This is a genomic window from Caballeronia sp. SL1002 (assembly GCF_057814995.1).
This window is the reverse complement of the sequence record NZ_JBYMUW010000005.1, coordinates 762,407-784,081: the sequence shown is the minus strand read 5'-3', so window position 1 is coordinate 784,081 and position 21,675 is coordinate 762,407. Positions and strand designations below refer to the sequence as shown.

11 protein-coding genes are annotated in these 21,675 nt (G+C 65.9%); 5 read left to right on the top strand and 6 right to left on the bottom strand.

What is annotated here, in order from left to right; all coding sequences use genetic code 11:
* Positions 1–38 precede the first annotated feature (38 nt).
* Positions 39–449, bottom strand: coding sequence for a DUF2000 family protein (locus AC3D25_RS27860; RefSeq protein WP_488891711.1), 411 nt, complete (start codon positions 447–449; stop codon positions 39–41).
* Positions 450–764: 315 nt separating this feature from the next.
* On the opposite strand from AC3D25_RS27860, the gene uvrA reads away from it, so the two are divergent.
* From uvrA to AC3D25_RS27835, 5 genes are all read left to right on the top strand, one after another.
* Positions 765–6,563: an excinuclease ABC subunit UvrA gene (uvrA, locus tag AC3D25_RS27855; protein ID WP_488891710.1), complete on the top strand. Its 5,799-nt coding sequence runs from the start codon at positions 765–767 to the stop codon at positions 6,561–6,563.
* Positions 6,564–6,759: 196 nt separating this feature from the next.
* On the top strand, positions 6,760–8,043 hold the full coding sequence (locus AC3D25_RS27850; RefSeq protein ID WP_488891709.1) for a DUF445 domain-containing protein: 1,284 nt from the start codon (positions 6,760–6,762) through the stop codon (positions 8,041–8,043).
* A 28-nt stretch (positions 8,044–8,071) separates the two neighbouring features.
* Entirely contained in the window at positions 8,072–8,548 is a 477-nt protein-coding gene (locus AC3D25_RS27845; protein WP_488891708.1) for a nuclear transport factor 2 family protein, read from the top strand.
* Positions 8,545–10,632 (top strand): amylo-alpha-1,6-glucosidase, encoded by a 2,088-nt coding sequence (locus AC3D25_RS27840; protein ID WP_488891707.1) that lies wholly within the window; start codon positions 8,545–8,547, stop codon positions 10,630–10,632. The genes AC3D25_RS27845 and AC3D25_RS27840 overlap by 4 nt, the downstream gene beginning before the upstream one ends.
* A 99-nt stretch (positions 10,633–10,731) precedes the next feature.
* On the top strand, positions 10,732–13,470 hold the full coding sequence (locus tag AC3D25_RS27835) for an MGH1-like glycoside hydrolase domain-containing protein (RefSeq protein WP_488891706.1): 2,739 nt from the start codon (positions 10,732–10,734) through the stop codon (positions 13,468–13,470).
* A gap of 476 nt (positions 13,471–13,946) precedes the next feature.
* Here AC3D25_RS27835 and AC3D25_RS27830 read toward each other — a convergent pair whose 3' ends face one another.
* From AC3D25_RS27830 to AC3D25_RS27810, 5 genes are all read right to left on the bottom strand, one after another.
* The gene (locus AC3D25_RS27830; protein WP_488891705.1) at positions 13,947–16,145 is read right to left on the bottom strand and encodes a TonB-dependent siderophore receptor; all 2,199 of its coding nucleotides are present in this window, start codon (positions 16,143–16,145) and stop codon (positions 13,947–13,949) included.
* Between the two features lie 130 nt (positions 16,146–16,275).
* The gene (gene fhuB, locus AC3D25_RS27825; protein ID WP_488891704.1) at positions 16,276–18,306 is read right to left on the bottom strand and encodes a Fe(3+)-hydroxamate ABC transporter permease FhuB; all 2,031 of its coding nucleotides are present in this window, start codon (positions 18,304–18,306) and stop codon (positions 16,276–16,278) included.
* Positions 18,299–19,207: an ABC transporter substrate-binding protein gene (locus AC3D25_RS27820; protein ID WP_488891703.1), complete on the bottom strand. Its 909-nt coding sequence runs from the start codon at positions 19,205–19,207 to the stop codon at positions 18,299–18,301. The genes fhuB and AC3D25_RS27820 overlap by 8 nt, the downstream gene beginning before the upstream one ends.
* The gene (locus AC3D25_RS27815) at positions 19,204–20,019 is read right to left on the bottom strand and encodes an ABC transporter ATP-binding protein (RefSeq protein WP_488891702.1); all 816 of its coding nucleotides are present in this window, start codon (positions 20,017–20,019) and stop codon (positions 19,204–19,206) included. The genes AC3D25_RS27820 and AC3D25_RS27815 overlap by 4 nt, the downstream gene beginning before the upstream one ends.
* A complete protein-coding gene (locus AC3D25_RS27810) occupies positions 20,016–21,632 on the bottom strand; it encodes a cyclic peptide export ABC transporter (protein WP_488891701.1) in 1,617 nt (538 codons plus the stop codon). The genes AC3D25_RS27815 and AC3D25_RS27810 overlap by 4 nt, the downstream gene beginning before the upstream one ends.
* Between the last annotated feature and the right edge of the window lie 43 nt (positions 21,633–21,675).

The following is a 21,675-nucleotide window of genomic DNA, read 5'->3' as shown; positions in this document are numbered from 1 at the left end:
CTTTGCCGGCCGCTCGAAAATCGGCGCCCACAGCACACTCAAGCGTGTAGCGACAGCCCTTTGACGGCTTTATCGACGGCCTTGCGCGGGCCGCGCACCGCCAGCCCCACCAGATCGGGCGCGTCCGCCGGTTCGGCGCGGAACGCGTCGCGATTGGCCTGATCGTGACCGGTCGAAAACATCGCGCGCACGTAGACGGCGCGCGTCAGTTCGCGCTCGATGCCCTGCCGGAACGCGCGCAGCAAGCCGGCGCTGTCCGACTGATAGATCATCATCGGCTGGCCCAGAAGGCGCGCGTGCTGGCGGCCGGCGGCGTCCTCGTAAGGCTCGCCCATCGCCTCGGGCGCGGCGCCCGCGATGCCGCTCGCGAGGAACGCGGTGACGTTGAGTTTTTGCCACGTGGCGAGATCGTCGAGCACGATCAGGGCGACTTTCGTATCGAATTCCATAGGTTTCGTTAAACAAGCGGTTAATAAAAAGTGCGAGGCTCGATGATATTAGAGCCGTCGGCGAAAATGCGCGCGCTCGGGCAAGATACGAACTCGCTGCGTCCGAATCGACATAAAAACGCGTCGCGGGTTTGTTTGTTGCGACTTCGTTGCGCTGAAACGCAACGCGCGCCGCGCCGATCCCGCGTTCTGGCAGCGACTACTGTATAGGTGTACAGTGTCGGGCGCGTGGCGCGCCGGGCCGTAAACGGTCCGCACATACCATTCGCCGTATTTCTCGAAAGCGATCTAACTCATTGAACCGGTTAGGAAAAATTGTCATCCAATAACGCAATCCGCATTCGCGGCGCTCGTCAGCACAATCTCAAGAATCTCGATCTCGATCTGCATACCGGCCAGATGACGGTGGTGACCGGGCCGTCCGGCTCCGGTAAATCCAGTCTCGTGTTCGACACGCTGTACGCGGAAGGCCAGCGTCGCTATGTCGAAACATTCAGCGCCTACGCGCGCCAGTTTCTCGACCGGATGGACCGTCCGCAGGTGGATCGCGTGGACGGCGTGCCGCCCGCCATCGCCATCGACCAGACGAATCCCGTGCGCAGTTCGCGTTCGACCGTCGGCACGATGACCGAGCTGAACGACCATCTGAAGCTCTTCTACGCGCGCGCCGCCGAGCTGTTCGACCGGAAGTCGTCGCTGCAGGTGCGCCACGACACGCCGGAGACGATCTACGCCGAATTGATGGAGCGCACGCGCGAGACGGATCCGCGTATCGCGATCACGTTTCCGGTCGAGCTGCCCGACACCGCCAGCGACGACGAAGTCGCGCAATGGCTCTCCGCGAGCGGCTACACGCGCGTGCAGGCGAAGCGCCATGTCGTGACCGAGAGCGGCGCGCGCCAGTTGCTCGACGTGGTCGCGGACCGTTTCCGTTTGCAGAATACCGAGCGCTCGCGCGCGCTCGAAGCGATCGAAAGTGCGCTGCTGCGCGGCACCGGACGCGTGAACGTGTACCTGCTCGCGGACGAAGCCGAGCCGGAAATCTGGCGTTTCTCGACCGGCCTGCACAGTCCGGAAAGCGATATTCGCTACGCCGATCCGCAGCCCGCGCTGTTCTCGTTCAACTCGGCCTACGGCGCGTGCGAGACGTGCCGGGGCTTCGGGCGGGTGATCGGCGTGGATCTCGGACTCGTGATTCCCGACGAGCGCAAGACGCTCCGTGAAGGCGCGGTCAAGACGCTGCAGACGCCCGCATGGAAAGAGAATCAGGACGATCTGCTGCGCTACGGCGCGAAGGCGGGCATCCGGCTCGGCGTGCCGTGGAGCGATCTGACGCAGGACGAGCGCGACTGGGTGATCGACGGTTCGCCGAACTGGAACGGCAAGTGGGGCAGCCATTGGTACGGCGTGCAGCGCTTCTTCGATTATCTGGAATCGAAGGCGTACAAGATGCATATCCGCGTGCTGCTGTCGAAATACCGCAGCTACACGAAATGTCCGACTTGCGATGGCGCGCGGCTGAAGACCGAAGCGCTGCTGTGGCGTCTAGGCACGAAGGAGCAAGCCGACGCGGTGCTCGCGCCGGCAAACCGGTTCCTGCCGAACGGCGTCGACTGGACGCGGGCGCAGCTCGAAAGCCTTCCCGGCCTGACCGTGCACGACCTGATGCTGATGCCGATCGAGCGCATTCGCCGCTTTTTCGACTCGCTCACGCTGCCGAGCACGCTGCTCGACGAAGCGCTGAAACTGCTGCACGCCGAAGTGCGCACGCGGCTGAAATATCTGTGCGATGTCGGCCTGGGTTATCTGACGCTCGACCGCCAGAGCCGCACGCTGTCGGGCGGCGAAGTGCAGCGGATCAACCTGACCACGGCGCTCGGCACGTCGCTCGTGAACACGTTGTTCGTGCTCGACGAACCGAGTATCGGGCTGCATCCGCGCGATTTGAACCGGATTGTCGAGGCGATGCACCGGCTGCGCGACGCGGGCAATACGCTCGTCGTGGTGGAGCACGATCCTTCCGTGATGCTCGCGGCCGACCGGCTGATCGACATGGGGCCGGGTCCGGGCGAGCGCGGCGGCGATATCGTCTATGACGGCGATCCGAACGAGATCCAGAATAGCGACACGCTGACGGGCGCGTATCTCGGCGGCCGCAAGCACGTCGCGCACGCGTCGAACTGGCTGCGCCGCACGGTCGATGCCGCCACGCCGCGGCTCGTGCTCGAAGGCGCGAGCGATCACAATCTGCGCGACGTGACGGTCGAGATTCCGTTGCAGCGGCTCGTCTGCGTGACGGGCGTGTCCGGGTCGGGTAAATCCACGCTGATCCAGGACGTGCTCGCGCCCGCGCTCGCCCGCCACTTCGGCAAGGCGACCGAGGCGCCCGGCGCGTTTCGCGCGCTGATCGGCGCGGACGCCTTGAGCGACGTGGTTTTCGTCGATCAATCGCCGATCGGCCGCACCGCGCGCTCGAATCCGGCCAGTTACGTCGGCGCGTTCGACGAAATCCGCAAGTTGTTCGCGAAAGCGCCGCTCGCCGCGCAGCGCGGCTACAGCGCGAGCATGTTCAGCTTCAACTCCGGCGACGGCCGCTGCCCGACCTGCGGCGGCTCGGGCTTCGAGCACGTCGAAATGCAGTTCCTGAGCGACGTGTATCTGCGCTGCCCGGATTGCGACGGACGCCGATACCGCGCCGAAATTCTCGACGTGAAAATCGAGCGCGGCGGCCGCGAATTGAGCGTCGCGGACGTGCTCGAACTCACGGTCAGCGAAGCCGTGGCGCTGTTCGAGCGCGACGCGGAAGTGCTGCGCGTGCTCCAGCCTATCGTCGATGTCGGGCTGGAATACGTGAAGCTCGGCCAGCCGGTGCCGACGCTCTCGGGCGGCGAAGCGCAGCGGCTCAAGCTGGCGGGTTTTCTCGCCGAAACGTCGCAGCAGAAGAACGCGAAGCAGGGCCGTCTCTTCATGTTCGACGAACCGACCACGGGCCTGCATTTCGACGATATCGCCAAGTTGATGCAGGCGCTGCGCCGTTTGCTGGAGCGCGGCCATTCGCTGATCGTGATCGAGCACAATCTCGACGTGATCCGCGCGGCCGACTGGATCATCGACCTGGGGCCGGAGGGCGGCGACGGCGGCGGGCAGGTCGTGTGCGTCGGGACACCCGACGATCTGGCCGAATGCGAGCACTCGCACACGGGCCGCGCGCTGGTCGATTACGAAGAATCGATGGCGCCCGGCGCCGCAGAAAAGCGCGCGGCGGGCGTGCCGCTGCAACTCGCCGCCGAGGTGGCGAGCGCGCGGCGCGCGTTGCAGGGCGAGAACGTGGTGCGGATCGTCAACGCGCGCGAGCACAACCTGAAATCGCTCGACGTCGATATTCCGCACGGCAAGTTCAACGTGGTGACGGGCGTGTCGGGATCGGGCAAATCGACGCTCGCGTTCGATATTCTTTTTCACGAAGGACAGCGCCGCTATCTCGAATCGCTGAACGCCTACGCGCGATCCATCGTGCAGCCGGCCGGCCGCCCCGAGGTGGACGCCGTCTACGGCATTCCGCCGACCGTCGCGATCGAGCAGCGTCTGTCGCGCGGCGGCCGCAAGAGCACGGTCGCGACCACGTCCGAGGTGTGGCATTTTTTGCGTTTGCTGTACGTCAAGCTTGGCATTCAGCATTGCATCCACGACGGGGCGCCGGTTCAGGCGCAGAGCGCGGAATCCATCGTCGCGCAGATTTTGCGTGACTTCAAAGGCCAGCATGTCGGGCTGCTCGCGCCGCTGGTCGTGAACCGGAAGGGCGTCTACACCGATATCGCGAAGTGGGCGAAAGCGCGCGGCAATACGCATCTGCGCGTGGACGGCGAGTTTCTGTCCGTCGATCCGTGGCCGAAACTCGACCGCTTCAAGGAACATACGATCGAACTGCCGGTGGGCGATCTGGTGGTATCCGCGAACGACGAAGCCACCTTGCGCCGGATGCTCGACGACACGCTCGAACTCGGCAAAGGCGTGATGCATCTGCTCGCGCCGCTCGACGACCTGCACGGCGCGTTGAACACGGGCAAGAAGGGCACGAAACACATCGGCGAAACGCGCGTATTTTCGACCCGGCGTGCGTGCCCGGTGTGCGGCACGAGCTATCCGGAACTCGATCCGCGCATGTTTTCGTACAACAGCAAGCACGGCTGGTGTCAGACCTGCGTCGGCACGGGGCTGACGCTCACGCGCGAACAGCGCGAGGCCTACGACGACACTGTGCTCGCCGAAGACGGGCGCGGCCGCGAGCAGACCATTCCGTCGGCGCAGCAGGAACCGGACGACGTCGGCGATCTGCCGTGTCCGGATTGCGAAGGCACGCGCCTGAACGAAGTCGCGCGCGCGGTGACGTTCGGCAATTTTCCGATTACCGAAGTCGGCCGCTGGACCGTCAGCGACACGCGGGCGTGGGTCGGCAAGCTCGCGCTGAAAGGCCGCGACGCCGATATCGCGCGCGACGTCGTGAGCGAAATCGAAGGCCGGCTGCAATTTTTGGAGGAAGTCGGGCTCGGTTATCTGAGCCTCGACCGCGCCGCGCCCACGCTCTCGGGCGGTGAAGCGCAGCGCATCCGGCTCGCGGCGCAGCTCGGCAGCAACTTGCAGGGCGTGTGCTACGTGCTGGACGAGCCGACCATCGGCCTGCATCCGCGCGACAACCAGATTCTGCTCGACGCGCTCAAAAAGCTCGGCGACAAGGGCAATACGCTGGTGGTCGTCGAGCATGACGAGGACACGATCCGCCGCGCCGATCACATCATCGATATCGGGCCGGGCGCGGGCAAGCGCGGCGGCACGGTGGTGGCGCAGGGCAGTGTCGCGGATCTCGCGGCCGAGCCCGATTCGCTGACCGGCCAGTTCCTCGCTAATCCGATCAAACATCCGCTGCAGACGCGCCGCGAGGTGAAACCGGCGACGGCGAAGCGCGTCGCGACGCCGGAGCAATGGCTGACGGTCGAGGGCGCGACGCTGCACAATCTGCGCAACGTCACGGCCAGCCTGCCGCTCGCGCGGCTGGTGGCGATCACCGGCGTGTCGGGATCGGGCAAATCGACGCTCGCCCGCGACGTGCTGATGACCAACCTGCTCGACGCCGTGGGGCGCTCGGTGCTGTCGTCGCCCGCCACGCGGCGCGCGCGCAAGACCGCGCAGGCCGACGCCCCGGCGCGCAACCGCGCGAGCGTGCTGTCGCGCGAGGCGCCGCGTCCGAAGTTCGACGTGACGCACACGTGGCAAGGTTGCGCGGGCGTGACCGGCTGGGAAAGCATCGACCGCGTGCTGGAAGTCGATCAAACGCCGATCGGCAAGACGCCGCGTTCGTGTCCGGCCACGTATATCGGCATGTGGGACACGATCCGCAAGCTGTTCGCCGACACGCTCGAATCCCGCGCGCGCGGTTACACGCCGTCGCGCTTCTCGTTCAACACCGGCGACGGGCGCTGTCCGGCGTGCGAGGGTCAGGGCGTGCGGACCATCGCGATGAGCTTCCTGCCCGACGTGAAAGTGCCGTGCGACGTTTGCCACGGCCAGCGTTTCAATCCCGAGACGCTCGCGGTGACGTGGCGCGGCAAGAACATCGGCGAAGTGCTGACGATGGAAATCGACGAGGCCGTCGAATTCTTCGCCGCCATGCAGAGCATTGCGCATCCGCTACAACTGATGAAGGACGTCGGGCTGGGTTATCTGACGCTCGGCCAGCCATCGCCGACGCTTTCCGGCGGCGAGGCGCAGCGCATCAAGCTCGTGACGGAATTGTCGAAAGTTCGCGACGATATCGGGCGGCGCGGGCAAAAGGCGCCGCACACGCTGTATGTACTGGACGAGCCGACGGTCGGGCTGCACATGGCCGACGTCGCGAAGTTGATCCGCGTGCTGCACCGGCTGGTGGATGGCGGGCACAGCGTGGTCGTGATCGAGCACGATCTCGACGTGATCGCGGAAGCCGACTGGATTCTCGATCTCGGGCCGGAAGGCGGCGTGAACGGCGGGAGTATCGTCGCGGCGGCCGATCCGGATACGCTCGCGAAGAATGCCCGCAGCCATACGGGGCAGGCGTTGAAGGCGGTGCTGGCGCGATAAGGGCGGCGTTGCGGCATCGGTTCAGCTTGAACACGATGCCGCATTTGTTTGGAACCCGGCGGTAGGTAGAATCCGTTTTGATTCGCAGTGTGTGGGTCGCTGAACCGGGCGTACGCTGTCCTCTCTCACTCGACGCGGCTAACCGGCTGGTATTCTTCCGCCTTCCCGAAACAACACGTCCAGAAAGCAGAAAAAGATGGAAAACCCGCAGGACAAAGCGCTAGCGCTGAAAAAAATGAAGTGGTTCGCGACCGCGCTGCTGGTCGTATCGGCGGGACTTTTCGTGCTTGCGAAAAGCCGCCATGACGCCGGCGCGTGGGCGTGGCTCTCGGCGTTCGCGGAAGCGGCGATGATCGGCGCGCTCGCCGACTGGTTCGCGGTCGTCGCGCTGTTCCGCCATCCGCTCGGCGTGCCGATCCCGCACACGGCCATCCTGCCCGCGAACAAGGCGCGCGTCGCCGATAACCTCGCGGAATTCGTGCGCGACAAGTTCCTCGGCACCGAGGCGCTGGTCGCGCGGGTCGCGGCCTTCGATCCCGCCACGCGCCTCTCCGCGTGGCTTTCCGAGCCGAAAAACGCCGAGCTGCTCGGCAAGAAGGCGGTCGGCGCGGCGGGCCAGATTCTCAATCTCGTCGACGATGAGCGCATCAAGAGCACGCTGCACGCCGCGCTGCGCCGTCGCGCGGACGATTTCGATCTCGCGGGCGCGGCGGGCAGTCTGATGTCCACGTTGACGGCCGAGCGGCGTCATCAGCGCGTACTCGACGAAGGGCTTAAGCAACTCGCGCAATGGCTCGAACGCGGCGAAGTGCAGGCGTTGCTCGCGGGCAAGATTATCGAAGTGGCGGGCGAGGAGTATCCGAAGCTGATCGGCGCGCTCGGGTTTATCGGCCTGAATGCCGAGGAACTGGGCAACAAGTTCGCCGCCGGGCTCGTGCGCGGCGCGAACAACTGGCTGCAGGACATCAGCGCGAACCCGGATCACGAGCGCCGCGCGGCGTTCGACAGCGCCGTGGAAGGCTTTATCGAGCGGCTGAAGTCGGACCCGGCGTTCAAGGAACGTATCGACCGTCATAAACGCGAATGGCTCGACCGTCCCGAATTGCGCGAGTATGTGAACGGTCTCTGGGATGACTTCAAAGCGTGGCTGCATCGCGATCTCGGTCGCGAGGATTCGACGCTGCACGCGAAAATCGTCAGCGTCGCGGGCACCTTCGCGCAGGCGCTCGGCAACGACCCGGCGTTGCGCGACTCGATCAACGACCACATGCGCGACGCACTCCGCGCGCTCGCGCCGGAATTGCGCGACGGCATCGCGAAACATATCGCCACCACCGTCAAGCAGTGGGACGACGCGACGCTCGTGCGCGACGTCGAACTGAACATCGGGCGCGATTTGCAGTTTATCCGCGTGAACGGCACGCTGGTCGGCGGCGCGGTCGGCCTCCTGATCCACGCGGTGACGCTCGCCGCGACCTGACATCCGCGCCATCTTCCGGGAGCCGTCCATGACCGATCCGAACGCCGCGCTGATCGAGCGCTTCTACAGCGCGTTCCAGCGGCTCGACGCCGAGGCGATGGCGGCGTGCTACGCGCCGGACGTGCGTTTCAGCGATCCGGTGTTCGGCCCGCTCCACGGCCGCGAGGCGGGCGACATGTGGCGCATGCTGCTCGCGCGCGCGAAGGATTTTTCCCTCACTTACGGCGATATTGCGACGGTCGGCCAGGCGGGGACGGCTAACTGGACCGCGCGCTATACGTTCACGCAGACCGGGCGACCGGTGGTGAATGCGATCCAGGCGCGCTTCATGATCCGCGATGGGTTGATCGTCGAGCATACGGACAGCTTCGATCTCTGGGCGTGGAGCCGTCAGGCGCTCGGCATGAAGGGCGTGCTGTTGGGGTTCACGTCGTTCGTTCAGGACGCGATCCGCGAGAAAGCGCGGCGTGGGCTGGCGGAGTATCGACGGAATAATCCGCGATGACGCGCATCGAGTCTCCAATCGATCCCGCCCGTTTCGACGACGAATGGCTCGAAGCCGACGGCCTCGGCGGTTTTGCATCGGGCACGGTGGGCACCGCGCGCACGCGGCGCTATCACGCGCTGCTGCTCGCCGCGACCCGGCCGCCAGCGGGGCGCGTCGTGCTCGTGAACGGCGTCGAGGCGTGGCTGGAGGCGGGCGACACGCGATTTCCGCTCAGCATGCAGCGTTACGCGCCGGATCTGCTGTATCCCGATGTATCCGCGAGTCTCGCCGGTTTTAGTACGGAACCGTGGCCGACGTGGCGGTTTTGGATCGGCGCAGATACCAGGCCCGTCACGCTCGTGGCCGAGGTGTTCGTCGCGAAGGCGAGCCGCGAGACGGTGTTGCGCTGGCGGCTCGAAACGCCCGCCGAATTCACGCTGAAAGTGCGGCCGCTCTTGTCGGGTCGCGATTACCACGCGCTGCATCACGAAAACCTGGCGTTCGATTTTTCCGCGCACACGGACGCGGCGGACCCGGCTGAAATAAGCTGGCAGCCGTATGGCGATTTGCCGCGCGTCACCGTGGCGAGCAATGGCGACTACACGCACGCGCCGGACTGGTATCGAAATTTCTGCTACGTCCGCGAACGCGAACGCGGTCTGGATTTCACCGAGGATCTCGCGACGCCCGGCGTGTTTTCGTTCGATTTGTCGAAGGGCGAGGCGGTGATGATTCTGTCGGCGGGCGCGTTGCCCGGCGCGGATGGGCTGCCGCAAACGGGTGCCGACCGCACCCGCACATTATCGGACGCGGCGGCGCGGGCAAGCGATCGCGCGGCGACCACGCGGCGCACGCTGTCGCCGGTCACGCACGCAACCGCGCTCGCCGATGCCGAACAGACCCGCCGGGCCGCGTTAGGCCGGGCCGCGTTAGGCCGGGCCGCGCTCGGCCGGGCCGCGCTAGGCTCGCGTCTGGAACGCAGCGCGGACGCGTACATCGTCGCGCGCAACCTCGGCCAGACGGTGCTCGCGGGCTTTCCGTGGTTCACCGACTGGGGCCGCGATACGTTCATCGCGATGCGCGGCCTCTTGATCGCCACCGGCCGTCACGCGGATGCCGAATCGATCCTGCTCGAATGGGCCGACACGCTTTCCGAAGGCATGCTGCCGAACCGTTTCCCGGACTACGGGAGCGCGCCGGAGTACAACGCCGTCGATGCGTCGCTTTGGTTCATCGTCGCCGTGCACGATTATCTGGCGACCGGCCACGCGCTCGCCGCCACGGAAAGCCGCCTGCAGCGCGCCGCCGACACGATTCTCGACGCGTACTCGCGCGGCACACGTTACGGCATCGCCGCCGATCCTGACGACGGCTTGCTCCGCGCGGGCGCACCGGGCGTGCAACTGACGTGGATGGACGCGAAAGTCGGCGATTGGGTGGTGACGCCGCGCGCCGGCAAACCGGTCGAAGTGCAGGCGCTGTGGATCAACGCGCTGGCGATCGCCGCGCGCTGGAACCCGCGCTGGGCGGCGTTCGAGACGCGCGCGCGGGCCTCGTTCGCGGCGCGTTTCACGAATCCGGCGAGCGGCGGCCTTTACGATGTGATCGACGTCGATCACGTCGCGGGCACAACCGACGCCGCCATCCGGCCGAACCAGATTTTCGCGGTCGGCGGTTTGCCGTTCGCGCTGCTCGAAGGCGACGGCGCGCGCGGGGTTATCAATGAAGTCGAAACGCATCTTCTGACGCCGCTCGGACTCCGCACGCTCGCACCGTCCGATCCCGCTTACCAGCCGCATTACGGTGGCTCGCCGCGCGAACGCGACGGCGCGTATCACCAGGGCACGGTGTGGCCATGGTTGATCGGGCCGTTCGTCGAAGCGTGGCTGCGCGTGAACGGCAACACCGCCGAGCGCCGCGACGAGGCGCGCACGCGCTTTCTCGCGCCGCTGATCGCGCATCTCGATACCGCCGGGCTGGATCACGTTTCCGAAGTCGCGGACGGCGATGCGCCGCACGCCGCGGGCGGCGCGCCGTTTCAGGCGTGGTCGCTGGGCGAATTGCTGCGGATCGGCCGGCTGCTCGACGCGAGCGACTTGTAACAGTTCGCGTCCGACGGCGCCCGGCCGCGACGCTCGCCGCCAAACGCGCTAAATTGTGGGTCTTCCGAACCAGGCTCAGCACAGCCACGAGGACGCACCATGCCGCCGCTGCGCGCCACCAATTTGCTCGACACTATTGAAGGCGCCCGCCTGCACTCCGCCGAATGCGCCCATTGGCAACGCTGGGGACCGTACCTCAGCGAACGCCAATGGGGCACCGTCCGCGAGGATTACAGCGAAAACGGCACCGCCTGGGACTATTTCCCGCACGATCACGCGCGGAGCCGCGCGTATCGCTGGGGCGAGGACGGCATCGCCGGATTCAGCGACGACAAGCTCAACTGGTGCGTGTCGCTCGCGCTCTGGAACCGCTGCGACGCGATCATCAAGGAACGGCTGTACGGCCTGACGAACGAGCAGGGCAACCACGGCGAGGACGTGAAGGAACTGTACTTCTACGTCGACGGCACGCCCACGCATTCGTACATGAAAATGCAGTACAAATATCCGCACGCGGCGTTTCCCTACGACGACCTCGTTCAGGAAAACGCGCGGCGCGGCGCGGACATGCCGGAGTACGAAGTGCTCGACACCGGCATCTTCGACGACAACCGCTATTTCGACGTCTCGGTCGAATATGCGAAGCACACCGCCGACGATATCGTGATGCGCGTGACGATCGAAAATCGTGGCGACGAAGCGGCCGCGATCGACGTGATGCCGCAATTCTGGGCGCGCAATACGTGGTCGTGGAAAGGCACCGCCGATAAACCGTCGCTCGAACTCGACACCACGAGCGGGCAGGCGCGCGTCGTCGCACGGCATCAGCACCACGACCGCCACGAAGCGCTGATATTGACGGCGTCTGCGAAAAGCGGCGCGCCGGTCGAATGGATTTTCTGCGAGAACGAGACGAACGTGCGCCGCTTGTTCGGCATGGACGGCGCGGGTCCGTTCAAGGACGGCTTCAACGATTACCTCGTCCACGGCGAGGAAAATGCCGTGCGACGCAACGCCGGCACGCGGGCGGGCGCGCACGTATCGCTCTCGATCGCGCCGCACAGCCGCGAAGTCGTCCTGATGCGCTGGCGTCCGGAAAACGCGCCGGATACGTCGCCGCTCGATCTCGATGCGCTGTTCGCGCGGCGGATCGCCGAGGCCGACGCGTTCTACGCCGCCCTGCAACACGAAATGCCGGACCCCGACGCGCGCCTTGTGCAACGTCAGGCGCTCGCGGGCATGCTCTGGTCTAAGCAGTATTACCAGTTCGACGTCCAGCGCTGGCTCGACGGCGATCCCGCGCAGCCCGTGCCGCCGAAGGGCCGCAAGCGCGGCCGCAACGCCGACTGGCGGCATCTGTGCAACGCCGACATCATTTCGATGCCGGACAAGTGGGAATATCCGTGGTACGCATCGTGGGATCTCGCGTTTCACGCGGCCGCGTTCGCGTTGATCGACCCGGAATTCGCCAAGCGCCAATTGTTGCTGCTGGTGAAGGACCGCTACCAGCATCCGAATGGACAGTTGCCTGCCTACGAATGGGCGCTCGGCGACGCCAATCCGCCTGTGCACGCATGGGCCGCGTGGCGCGTGTACGAAATCGACCGCGCGATCACGGGTCGCGCCGATCGCGATTTTCTCGAACTCGTGTTCCACAAACTGCTGCTGAATTTTTCGTGGTGGGTGAACCGCAAGGACACCGATGGCCGCAACATTTTTCAGGGCGGCTTTCTCGGGCTGGACAACGTGGGCATTTTCGATCGTTCGTCGCCGCTGCCGACGGGCGGCCGCATCGATCAGGCCGACGGGACCGCGTGGATGGCCGCGTACGCGCTCGATCTCATGCGCATCGCGCTCGAACTGGCGATTGCGAACCATGTGTTCGTCGATATCGCCGTGAAGTTCTTCGAGCACTTCCTGTATATCGCCGAAGCCGTGAGTTGCGACGACGGCTGCGAAACCGGCCTCTGGGATTCGCAGGACGAATTCTTCTACGACAAACTGCGCCTGCCCGATGGCACCAACGTCCCGATGCGCGTGCGGTCCATCGTCGGGCTGATACCGCTGTTCGCCGTGCATGTGCTCGAACAGCGACTGCACGGCGATCTCCCCGGATTGCGCGACCGTTTGCTGTGGTTCCTCGAACATCGGCCCGATCTTGCGCGGCTCGTGTCGCGCTGGAACGAGCCGGGCAAGGGCAACAGTTTGCTGCTGTCGCTGCTGCGCGGACATCGGATGAAGGCGCTGCTTAAACGCGTGCTCGACGAAGCCGAGTTTCTCTCCGATCACGGCGTGCGCGCGCTGTCGCGTGTGCATCGCGATGAGCCGTTTGTCTATCATCACAACGGCAATAGCTTCGGCGTGAAGTATCTGCCGGCGGAATCGGATTCGCGGGTGTTCGGCGGCAACTCGAATTGGCGCGGACCGGTTTGGATGCCGGTGAATTTTCTGCTGATCGAATCGCTGTATGAGTTTCACCGCTATTACGGCGATGATTTTCGTGTGGAGTATCCGACTGGGTCGGGGCGGAAGTTATCGCTGAACGAGATCGGCGATGAGCTTGCTCGGCGGGTGACTACGCTGTTTCTGAAGGATAAGGATGGGTCGCGGCCGGTGATGGCGGCTTATCCGATGCTGCAGGCGGATCCGCATTCGCGTGATCTGGTGTTGTTCCATGAGTATTTTCATGGCGATAACGGGCGTGGGGTCGGGACGTCGCATCAGACCGGGTGGAGCGGGCTGGTGGCGTTGTTGTTGCAGCCAAGGGCGGCGGTGAGTTCGGGAGTGGTGCCGGTGGCGGGGGAGGAGGTGGGGGTTGAGGCGGCGGCGGTGAAGTGAAGGGGTGGGGTTGGGGTTTGCGTCGGTCTTAACTTTGGCTAATTAATTTTTGAGCTTGGCCTGCGCATGGTGACCCGGATCGAGATGGGGAAGAGCGAGTAAGGTCGCCCGGAGGAATCGATTTTGGGACGGCTTTCGGATGGCGCGGCGGCATCGCGCCGGGGATGGCCGACGGCTCAGTTCGGCCAGTTGCGGACGTTCGCCTTCGAGTATGCGCGGTGGTTTGAGCGGCGGATCACTTTAGAAAGCGGCCGTCGCCAAAAGCACCCGAACACGGAGCCGATTTCACGAAGCACCGGCAAGGAGCATGTGGCTACCGGTGAATTGGTGGGCGACTTCGTCTTACGAAATTTCTTGCTGTTCTTGATGTTACTCAGAAGCAGACAGCCGATGGCGATCATCGCCTGTCTGCCGACTACCCGACGGTAGAGGGTCAGTGCTTCCGTCCCGACAACCGCCCAAGCGTCATCGTGAACTTAGAAGTCGGTCCGCACACTCAACATGACGTTACGCCTGTCGCCGAATACACTGTAGAACTGGCCGGGTGGGCGAATGTAATAGCCGCGGTCGAAGATATTATTCAACTGCAGCGTCGCTTCGAGATGCTTGTTGAAGCGATATCCGACCTGCGCATTGAAGATGGCATACGCGCCCTGTTCGACGCCGCGCGATATGCGTGTCTGCGCGAGCATGCCACCGCCGACCGACACCCCGCGCAACGTGCCCTGCGTGAACTGATACCGCGTCCACAGTTTGAAGAGATGCTTGGGGTCCGTGCCATCGGTAAGGCCGGGCGCATCGTTCTCGAAGTGCTCGTTCAGGTACGTGTAGCCCGCATAGACGTTCCAGTCCGGCATCGGCTGCCCGGTGACTTCGAGTTCGACGCCCAGACTGCGAGCCTTGCCGGCGGCAAGGTAATAAAACTGATGATCGGGATCGTCGACTGCGCGGTTGTTGTCGTTGATACGGAACAGCGCCATGTTCGTATTCAGGCGTCCGCCGAGCACGCTGCTCTTCACGCCGACCTCGTATTGCTCGCCGGAACGCGGCGGAATGCCCGCGCCGGAGAATGTCGTTTGCGTCTGGGCGTCGAGGAAGCGCGCGTAATTCGCATAGGCGGTGACCGCCGGCACGATATCCCAGACGAGTCCCGCCGACGGCAGAAAACGATGGTCGATCTGCGCGTTCGTCGCCCATTCCGAGAGGTCGGGCAGCGTCGATTGCGTGCGATCCTGCACGAACGCTTCGCGCGCGCCGAGCACGAGCGTCAGCGGATTCGCGAGCTTGATGCGCGCCTGCGCGTAGATGCCGTACTGCACGGTGCGCTCGTTCGTGCCGAAGCTGAAGGGCGTATCGACCTGCGGCACGGCGTTGGGATCGAACAGGCTGAAGGTGCTGCCGTCGAACGGGCCATCGACAGACTGGAAGCCGGAGAGCGCCGTCGACGACATCACCGAATAATTCGCGCCGACCGTCAGTGTGTGGGTCTGCCCGAAAAGCTGGATGGGACCGGACACGTTGCTGTCCGCGCCGAACCAGTTGTAGGTGTTGCGCTGGTTCTGATCGCCGTAGAAGCTGAGGCCATCGGCGGTCGCGCCCGGTCCCGAGTACGCGTAATACGCCCGCGTCAGCATGTGCCGGTAGAACAGCGTCGTCGACGACTTCCAACCGCTCTCGAAGCGATGCACGAGGTTCGCGTTGGCTTCCTCAATCGACGTGTACGACGTGTTCCAGCTCGGGCTGAAGTTCTGTGCATACGAACCCGGCACGCGGCCGACGAGCGCGGTCTGATCCGCATTGAGCACGCCGCTCGCGCCGTAGTCGAGGCCGTACATCGGTAGGACTTCATAGCCGCCTGAGAGCGAGAGCGTCGTGCGCGGCGTGAAGTCGTAGTCGATCGCGCCATACGCCATGAATTCCTTGCTGCGCGCCCGGTCGATGGACTGATGCCCGGCCTCGCCGACGATTACCGCGCGCCCGCGCAGGCTGCCGTCCTTGTTGAGCGGTCCGGTGACGTCGATCATCTGCCGCACGCTGCCGAAGGAATCGACTTGGGTGTCGGTCGTCAGATGGAACTGATTCTGCGGCCGCTTGCGCACGAGATTGACGACGCCGCCCGGCTCTCCTGCGCCGTCGATCACGCCAGCCGGTCCGCGCAATATTTCCACGCGGTCATACATCTCGAGGTCATATTGCGTCAGATATTGCAGGCTGCTGACGATGGGCGTGCCATCGAATTCGATGCCGAGCTGCGAGCCGCGCGCACGGAAGTAGGCCGTGCCGTCGCCGTAGCTGACGGAGTTGACACCGGTCACGTAGCGCAAGGCTTCCTCGATGGTCGTGTCGTTGCGGTCGTCCATTTGCTGGCGCGTGACGACGGAGACTGAATACGGAGTCTCCTTGATCGATTGCGCGCTCTTGCCCGCGATGGTCGCGTTCTTCGCGGCGTACGAGCCGCTGTCTTCGGTCGTCGCATCGGCGCCGGTGCTGTCGGTCACAACGACGGCGGGCAACGTCACATCGCTGATTGGCGGGTTCTGCGCGCGCGCGAGCGGCGACATCGCGCCGAGCGTCGTCAAAAGCGCGAGTGCAAGCGGCGTGATGCGCGGCGCACGCACGTGCCATCCCGTCGTCGGCGCGGGCATCGCGCCGCGCTGGTCTTTCCCTCTTCTCATGTTTTCTCATCCCATCGTTGAATAGACAAACGGCGTCGTCCCGCTGGAGGCGGGCCTGAATCGGATGGGGGACATTCGTCTTATAGGTCGAGGCACGCGCGGCCCCGTTCGTTTTACTTCGAGGCAACCTTCATGTTCGCCGCGCGCCGCGCAGCAGGATCAGCGTGACGAGCCACGGACCGCCGAGCAGCGTCGCGACGAGACCGGCCGGAAGTTGCTCCGGATACGGAATCTGCCGGCCGAGCCAATCGGCGACGACCATCAGCAGCGCGCCGAGCATCGCTGCGAGATAGAGCTGCGGCAGCGGACGCCGCCCGCCCGAGAGCCGCGCGATATGCGGCGCGATCAGCCCGACGAACGACAGCGGCCCGACCACGACCGTCGCCGCCGCCGTCGATACCGCCGCGAGCAACAACAGGCCGAAGTGCGCGCGCTCGACCGGCACGCCGATGCTCGCCGCCACCTGCGGACCGGCGCCGAGCGCCGCCAGCCAGCGCGCGAACAGCGGCGCCACGGCGAGTACCAGCACCGCGAGCACGGCCATGACGCAGGCCATCGCCGGCTCGATGTAATAGGTCGAACCGACCAGCAGATCGAGCAGCACGCCCGCGCGCGGATCGCCGCTCGCCATCACCGCGCCGACGACGGCCTGAAAGAGCGCGCTGATCGACAATCCGACGAGCAGCAGCCGCTCTGGCGCGAACTGCGCGCGACGCCCGAGCCACAGCAGCAAGCCGAGCGTGACGCACGCGCCGGCCACGCTTCCCGCGAACAGCGCGGCCGGGTCGAAGCTGCCCGCGATCAGCAGCACCGCGACGACGCCGAACATGCCGCCCGAACCGACGCCGAGCAGGTCGGGACTCGCCATCGGATTGGCGGTCATGCGCTGCAGCAGCGCGCCCGCCGCGCCGAGCAGACTGCCCGCTGCGAGCGCGGCCAGCAGGTGCGGCACGCGCCAGAAGAGGAGCGCGTCGATGTCGGCCGGATGCGCGAACCGCCAACCGTCCGGTCCGCGCGTGACGACGAACGACAACGCGCACGTGATCGCGAAGAGCGCTGCCCACACGAGCGGCATCGTGCGCACTGCGTGCGGCGCAGTGCCGCGATCATGCGTTTCGCGGATGTCCGGCGTGGTGCGAAGGCGCGGCAGCAGGACGACCAGGAGCGGCACGCCGATCATCGACGTGACCGTGCCGGTGGGAATCAGATGCGCCGAGAACAGCTCGCCCTGCGAGACGATTCGCACGAGTTCGTCGGTGAGAAAGAGCAGGGCTGCGCCCACAAGCGGCGCCCACACGAGCCGTTCGCGCAGGCGGCGCGCGCCCGCGAGCCGCGCGAGGAGCGGCGCCGCCAATCCGACGAACCCGATCACGCCGACTTGCGCCACCACGCTCGCCGTGAGCACGACCGCGACCAGCAGCGCCGCGCCGCGCATCCGGCCGACGGCGGCGCCGAGATTGCGCGCAGTGGCATCGCCGGCATCGAAGAGTTGCAGCGGTCGATGCAAGAGCGCCGACGCCAGCGCGCAACCGCCCAGGCTCGCCGCAACGCGCGCGGCGCTATGCCAGCCGGTCTGATCGAGCGCGCCGCCGCCCCAGATTTGCAAGCCCTGCAGCAGATCGAAATGCATGACGCCGATCGCGAGGCAGATCGCGCCGCAGTACAAATTCACCACCATGCCCGCGAGAATCGCGGCAAGCGACGACATGCCTTGCAACCATGCCAGGCCAAGCACGAGGATCATTGCCAGCGCGCCACCCGCGAGCGCGATGGTTTCGCGGCCCGCTGCGAGCCAGCCCGGCAGCCACACGCTCACGACGGCGAGCGCGAGATACGCGCCGGGGAAGATGCCGAGCGTCATCGGTTCGGCAAGCGGATTGCGCAACACCTGCTGCACCAGCACGCCCGCAAGCCCGAGTGCCGTGCCGCACAGCAGCGTCATGGCGATGCGTGGCAGCACGCTCTCGTGCACCAGCACGTCGCGCATGTCGGTGAGGTCGGGCGACACGAGCGCCTTCCAGAACGATGCGCCGTCGAGCGCGCCATGCAAATGCAACGCGGCGAGGCACAAGGCGGGCAGCATCAGGCCGGCGAAAAGCGCGAGCCGCCAGTCGCGTGGCGGCGCCGAAGGGCGAGTGAGTGCGACGCGGCTGCTACGCAAGACCGCCTCCGCCGTTATCGATGATGGCGCGCGCATTCGCCATCGCGGTCGCGAAACGTTGCATCGAAATCAGGCCGCCGTACGGGGCGACCACCGGCAACACGGCCACGCGTTTCTCGCGGACCGCTGGCAGCGCGCGCCAGAGCGGGCTCGTTGCCAGCGCCGCTCGGATGTCGGGCGCGAGCGGCCGAGTCAACGCGATGTCGGCGTCGGCGGCTTCGAGGAGACGGGGCAACGGCACGACGGTGGAACCCATCGCGTTCGTCGTCCAGCGCACGCGCGCAGTCGCGGCGTTCAACACACCGATTTTCGCGAGCACGTCGTTGAAGAGACTGCCCCTGCCGTACACGCGCAGATGCCGCTCGTCGATCACGTCCGCGACGATCACCGGCCGGCCGCGCGGCACGCGCGCCGCGACGTCGCTCATGACGCGCTCGGTCGATGCGAAGAGCGCATCCAACCGGGCGCGGGCGTCGAAGGCATCGGCCATCACGCGGGTTTCGGCGCACAGGCTCGCGTAGGGATGCGCGGCGGTCATATATGCGCCGAGCGTGAGCGTCGGGGCGATACGCCGCAGCGGCGCGAGCAGTCCCGCATGCGCGGGCGTGACGATCAGCAGGTCCGGCGCGAGCGCGATCAGTGCATCGAAATTGGGCTGATAGAGAAGGCCGATATCCGCGACATCGGACGGCAGCGGCGGAACCGCGATCGTGTTCGCATACCACGCGGGCAGCGGAATGCCGACCGGCGCGCGCCCGAGCGCGAGCAGCGTCTCCGTCAGCTCCCAGCTCAATACGACGATACGTCGCGGCGCCGGTCCGGCCACGACGCGCGCGGCGCGCGGGAACGCGAACAGCGCGGCGGCGCCTCGTAACAGCGTGCGTCTCGGTCGCGACTTCATGACGGAAAACACATGCGGCGGCCAGTGGACGCATCGGTCGTGACGGACATCGGCACGCCGTAGATGGCTTCGAGCCGCGCCGGATCGACGATGACTGCCGCATCCTCGCGCATCAGCAGACGCCCCTCGCGCAACGCGACGATCCGGTCGCAGAAGCGCGTCGCCATGTTGATGTCGTGCATGACGATGACGGCGGTCATCGCGCGTTCGGCGCACAGCGTCCTGACGAGTTCGAGCACGGTCAGCTGATGGCCGACGTCGAGCGCCGACGTCGGTTCGTCGAGCAGCATGCAGCGCCCGTTCTGCGCGACCAGCATCGCGATCCACGCGCGCTGGCGCTCGCCGCCCGACAGGCTGTCCGCGGTGCGGTCGGCGTAGCGATGGACATCGGCGGCTTGCATCGCCCGGTCGACGTGCGCGGCGTCGCCGGCCGTGAAGCGCCCGAGCGCGCCGTGCCACGGATAGCGGCCGAGCGCGACGAGTTCGCGCACCGTCATGCCATCGGTCGATGGCGTCTGTTGCGGAAGCCAGGCGACTTCGCGCGCGAACTCGCGCGTGCTCCAGTCGGCGAGCGGCCGGCCCGCGCATCGGACGACGCCCGTATCCGGCGCGAGCTGTCCTGCGAGCAGCTTGACGAGCGTGGATTTGCCGGAGCCATTGTGGCCGACGAGCCCCGTCACGCGGCCCGGTTCGATATGCAGATCCAGCGGATGCAAGAGCGTGCGCCCGCCCGCCGAGCGCGACACGCCTTCGAGCGAGAAGGCGGGCGGTGTCGCGGTCGCGTACGCCGTCTGGTAGACGTGGCCGTTCATGCGAGCGCCGCCTTTTTCGTAAAGCTCACCTGACCGCTGTCGAGCTTGACGATGCGATCGGCGAGATCGAAATAACGGTCGTCGTGGGTGATGACGAGCACCGTCTTGGCACGCGCCTTCAGTTGCGGCAGCAGCACGCGATAGAAGACGTCCTTGAACGCGGGGTCCTGATCGGCGGCCCATTCGTCGAAGAGATAGAACGGGCGGTCTTCCAGAAACGCCACCAGCAAGGCAAGACGCTTCCTCTGGCCTTGCGATAGATCGAGCGTCGAAAAATGGCCGTTGTCGATGCGCACCTTGTGTTCCAGTTGCAATGCCACGAGCAGCGCGCGCGCCGTGGCCTCGCGGTGCGCGGGCAGGCCGAGCAGCGAATCGAACAAATGGAAATCGCTGAAGACGACGGAGAAGAGCTGGCGGTAAGCGGCGCGATTGCCGTCGTCCACCACCGTTTCGTCGATCACGATGCGTCCCGCCTCCGGCGCATACAGCCCGACCAGCACCTTCGCGAGCGTGGTCTTGCCGCTACCGTTGCCGCCCACGAGATAGACGAGTTCGCCCGCCCAGAACGTCAGATCGATAGGTCCGAGCATGAAAAAACCGTCCTCGGCTTCGCGCACGTAACGATGTTCGACGCCTTCGAGCGTAATGCTCGCGAACGCATCGGCGTCGAGCGAGGCGCTTGCGGGCTCGGGCGGCAGGGTTTGTTCGAGCTGATCGATGCGCTCGAACGCGATCCGCGCGCTGCCGATGGCGGGCAGGGCCGCCAGCAATCCTTCGACCGGCATGATGAGGTACAGAAAGACGAGCGCGTAACCGGATATCACGTGCGCGTTGGCATCGAAGAGACGCGCGAGCACGAAGAGGGTCAGGCCGACGAAGCCGAACAGCAGCAGATTGCCCCAGCTCGCGGCCAACGCGTGCAGCATGTAGCCGCGCGTGCGTTGCGCGCGCACGGCTTCGACATGCGGCGCGAGATCGCGCGCGACGAATGCATCGGCGCGCGCGCGATGCAGCTTCAGTTCCTTCGCGCCATCGAAGAGCGAGCGAAAGCGTTGCAACAGGCCGTCTTCACGCTGCCGTGAATCGCGCAGATGGCGGAGCGCCCGCGAGCCGATCAGATGCGTGCCGAGCGATCCCGCGCCGATCACGACGAGCGCGAACAGCAGAATCGGCAGGGACAGCATGCCGAGATAGACCAGGCAGCCAGCGATCACCGCGCCCTGCATGGCAATCGACGGCAGACTGATGAAGAACACGACGATGGTGTCGAGGTCCTGCGTGAGCGCGTTGATAGCGCGCGCCGCGCCGCATCGCTCGAGATCGCGGTACGACGCGCCCGCGATGCGGCCGATCGTCTGCAAGCGCAACCTCGCCTTGGCGTGCTGTCCGAGATACATGAACAGCATCTGCGAAACCACCCGGGTGAGAATGACCACGACGCCCAGCGCCGCGAAGCGCACGCCGAGCGCGAGCAGTTCGCCGCCGGTTGCGCGCAGCGCCTGATTGATCAGCGCGACGAGCGCCGCGTTCGCCGCGCCGCTGACGAGGCTGACGACCAGCGCGACAGGCAACAGCCCGCGCGCGCTGCGGATCGACGAGGCTATCAGAGACATGTGCGCACACCCTCGTTGAAAGCTACCAAGGCAGGCGGCTGGC

Bases quoted from the DNA above. Each gene is read 5' to 3' on its own strand.
- AC3D25_RS27860 (WP_488891711.1), bottom strand. From the start codon at position 449: ATGGAATTCGATACGAAAGTCGCCCTGATCGTGCTCGACGATCTCGCC.
- AC3D25_RS27850 (WP_488891709.1), top strand. From the start codon at position 6,760: ATGGAAAACCCGCAGGACAAAGCGCTAGCGCTGAAAAAAATGAAGTGG.
- AC3D25_RS27845 (WP_488891708.1), top strand. From the start codon at position 8,072: ATGACCGATCCGAACGCCGCGCTGATCGAGCGCTTCTACAGCGCGTTC.
- AC3D25_RS27840 (WP_488891707.1), top strand. From the start codon at position 8,545: ATGACGCGCATCGAGTCTCCAATCGATCCCGCCCGTTTCGACGACGAA.
- AC3D25_RS27835 (WP_488891706.1), top strand. From the start codon at position 10,732: ATGCCGCCGCTGCGCGCCACCAATTTGCTCGACACTATTGAAGGCGCC.
- AC3D25_RS27830 (WP_488891705.1), bottom strand. From the start codon at position 16,145: ATGAGAAGAGGGAAAGACCAGCGCGGCGCGATGCCCGCGCCGACGACG.
- AC3D25_RS27820 (WP_488891703.1), bottom strand. From the start codon at position 19,207: ATGAAGTCGCGACCGAGACGCACGCTGTTACGAGGCGCCGCCGCGCTG.
- AC3D25_RS27815 (WP_488891702.1), bottom strand. From the start codon at position 20,019: ATGAACGGCCACGTCTACCAGACGGCGTACGCGACCGCGACACCGCCC.
- AC3D25_RS27810 (WP_488891701.1), bottom strand. From the start codon at position 21,632: ATGTCTCTGATAGCCTCGTCGATCCGCAGCGCGCGCGGGCTGTTGCCT.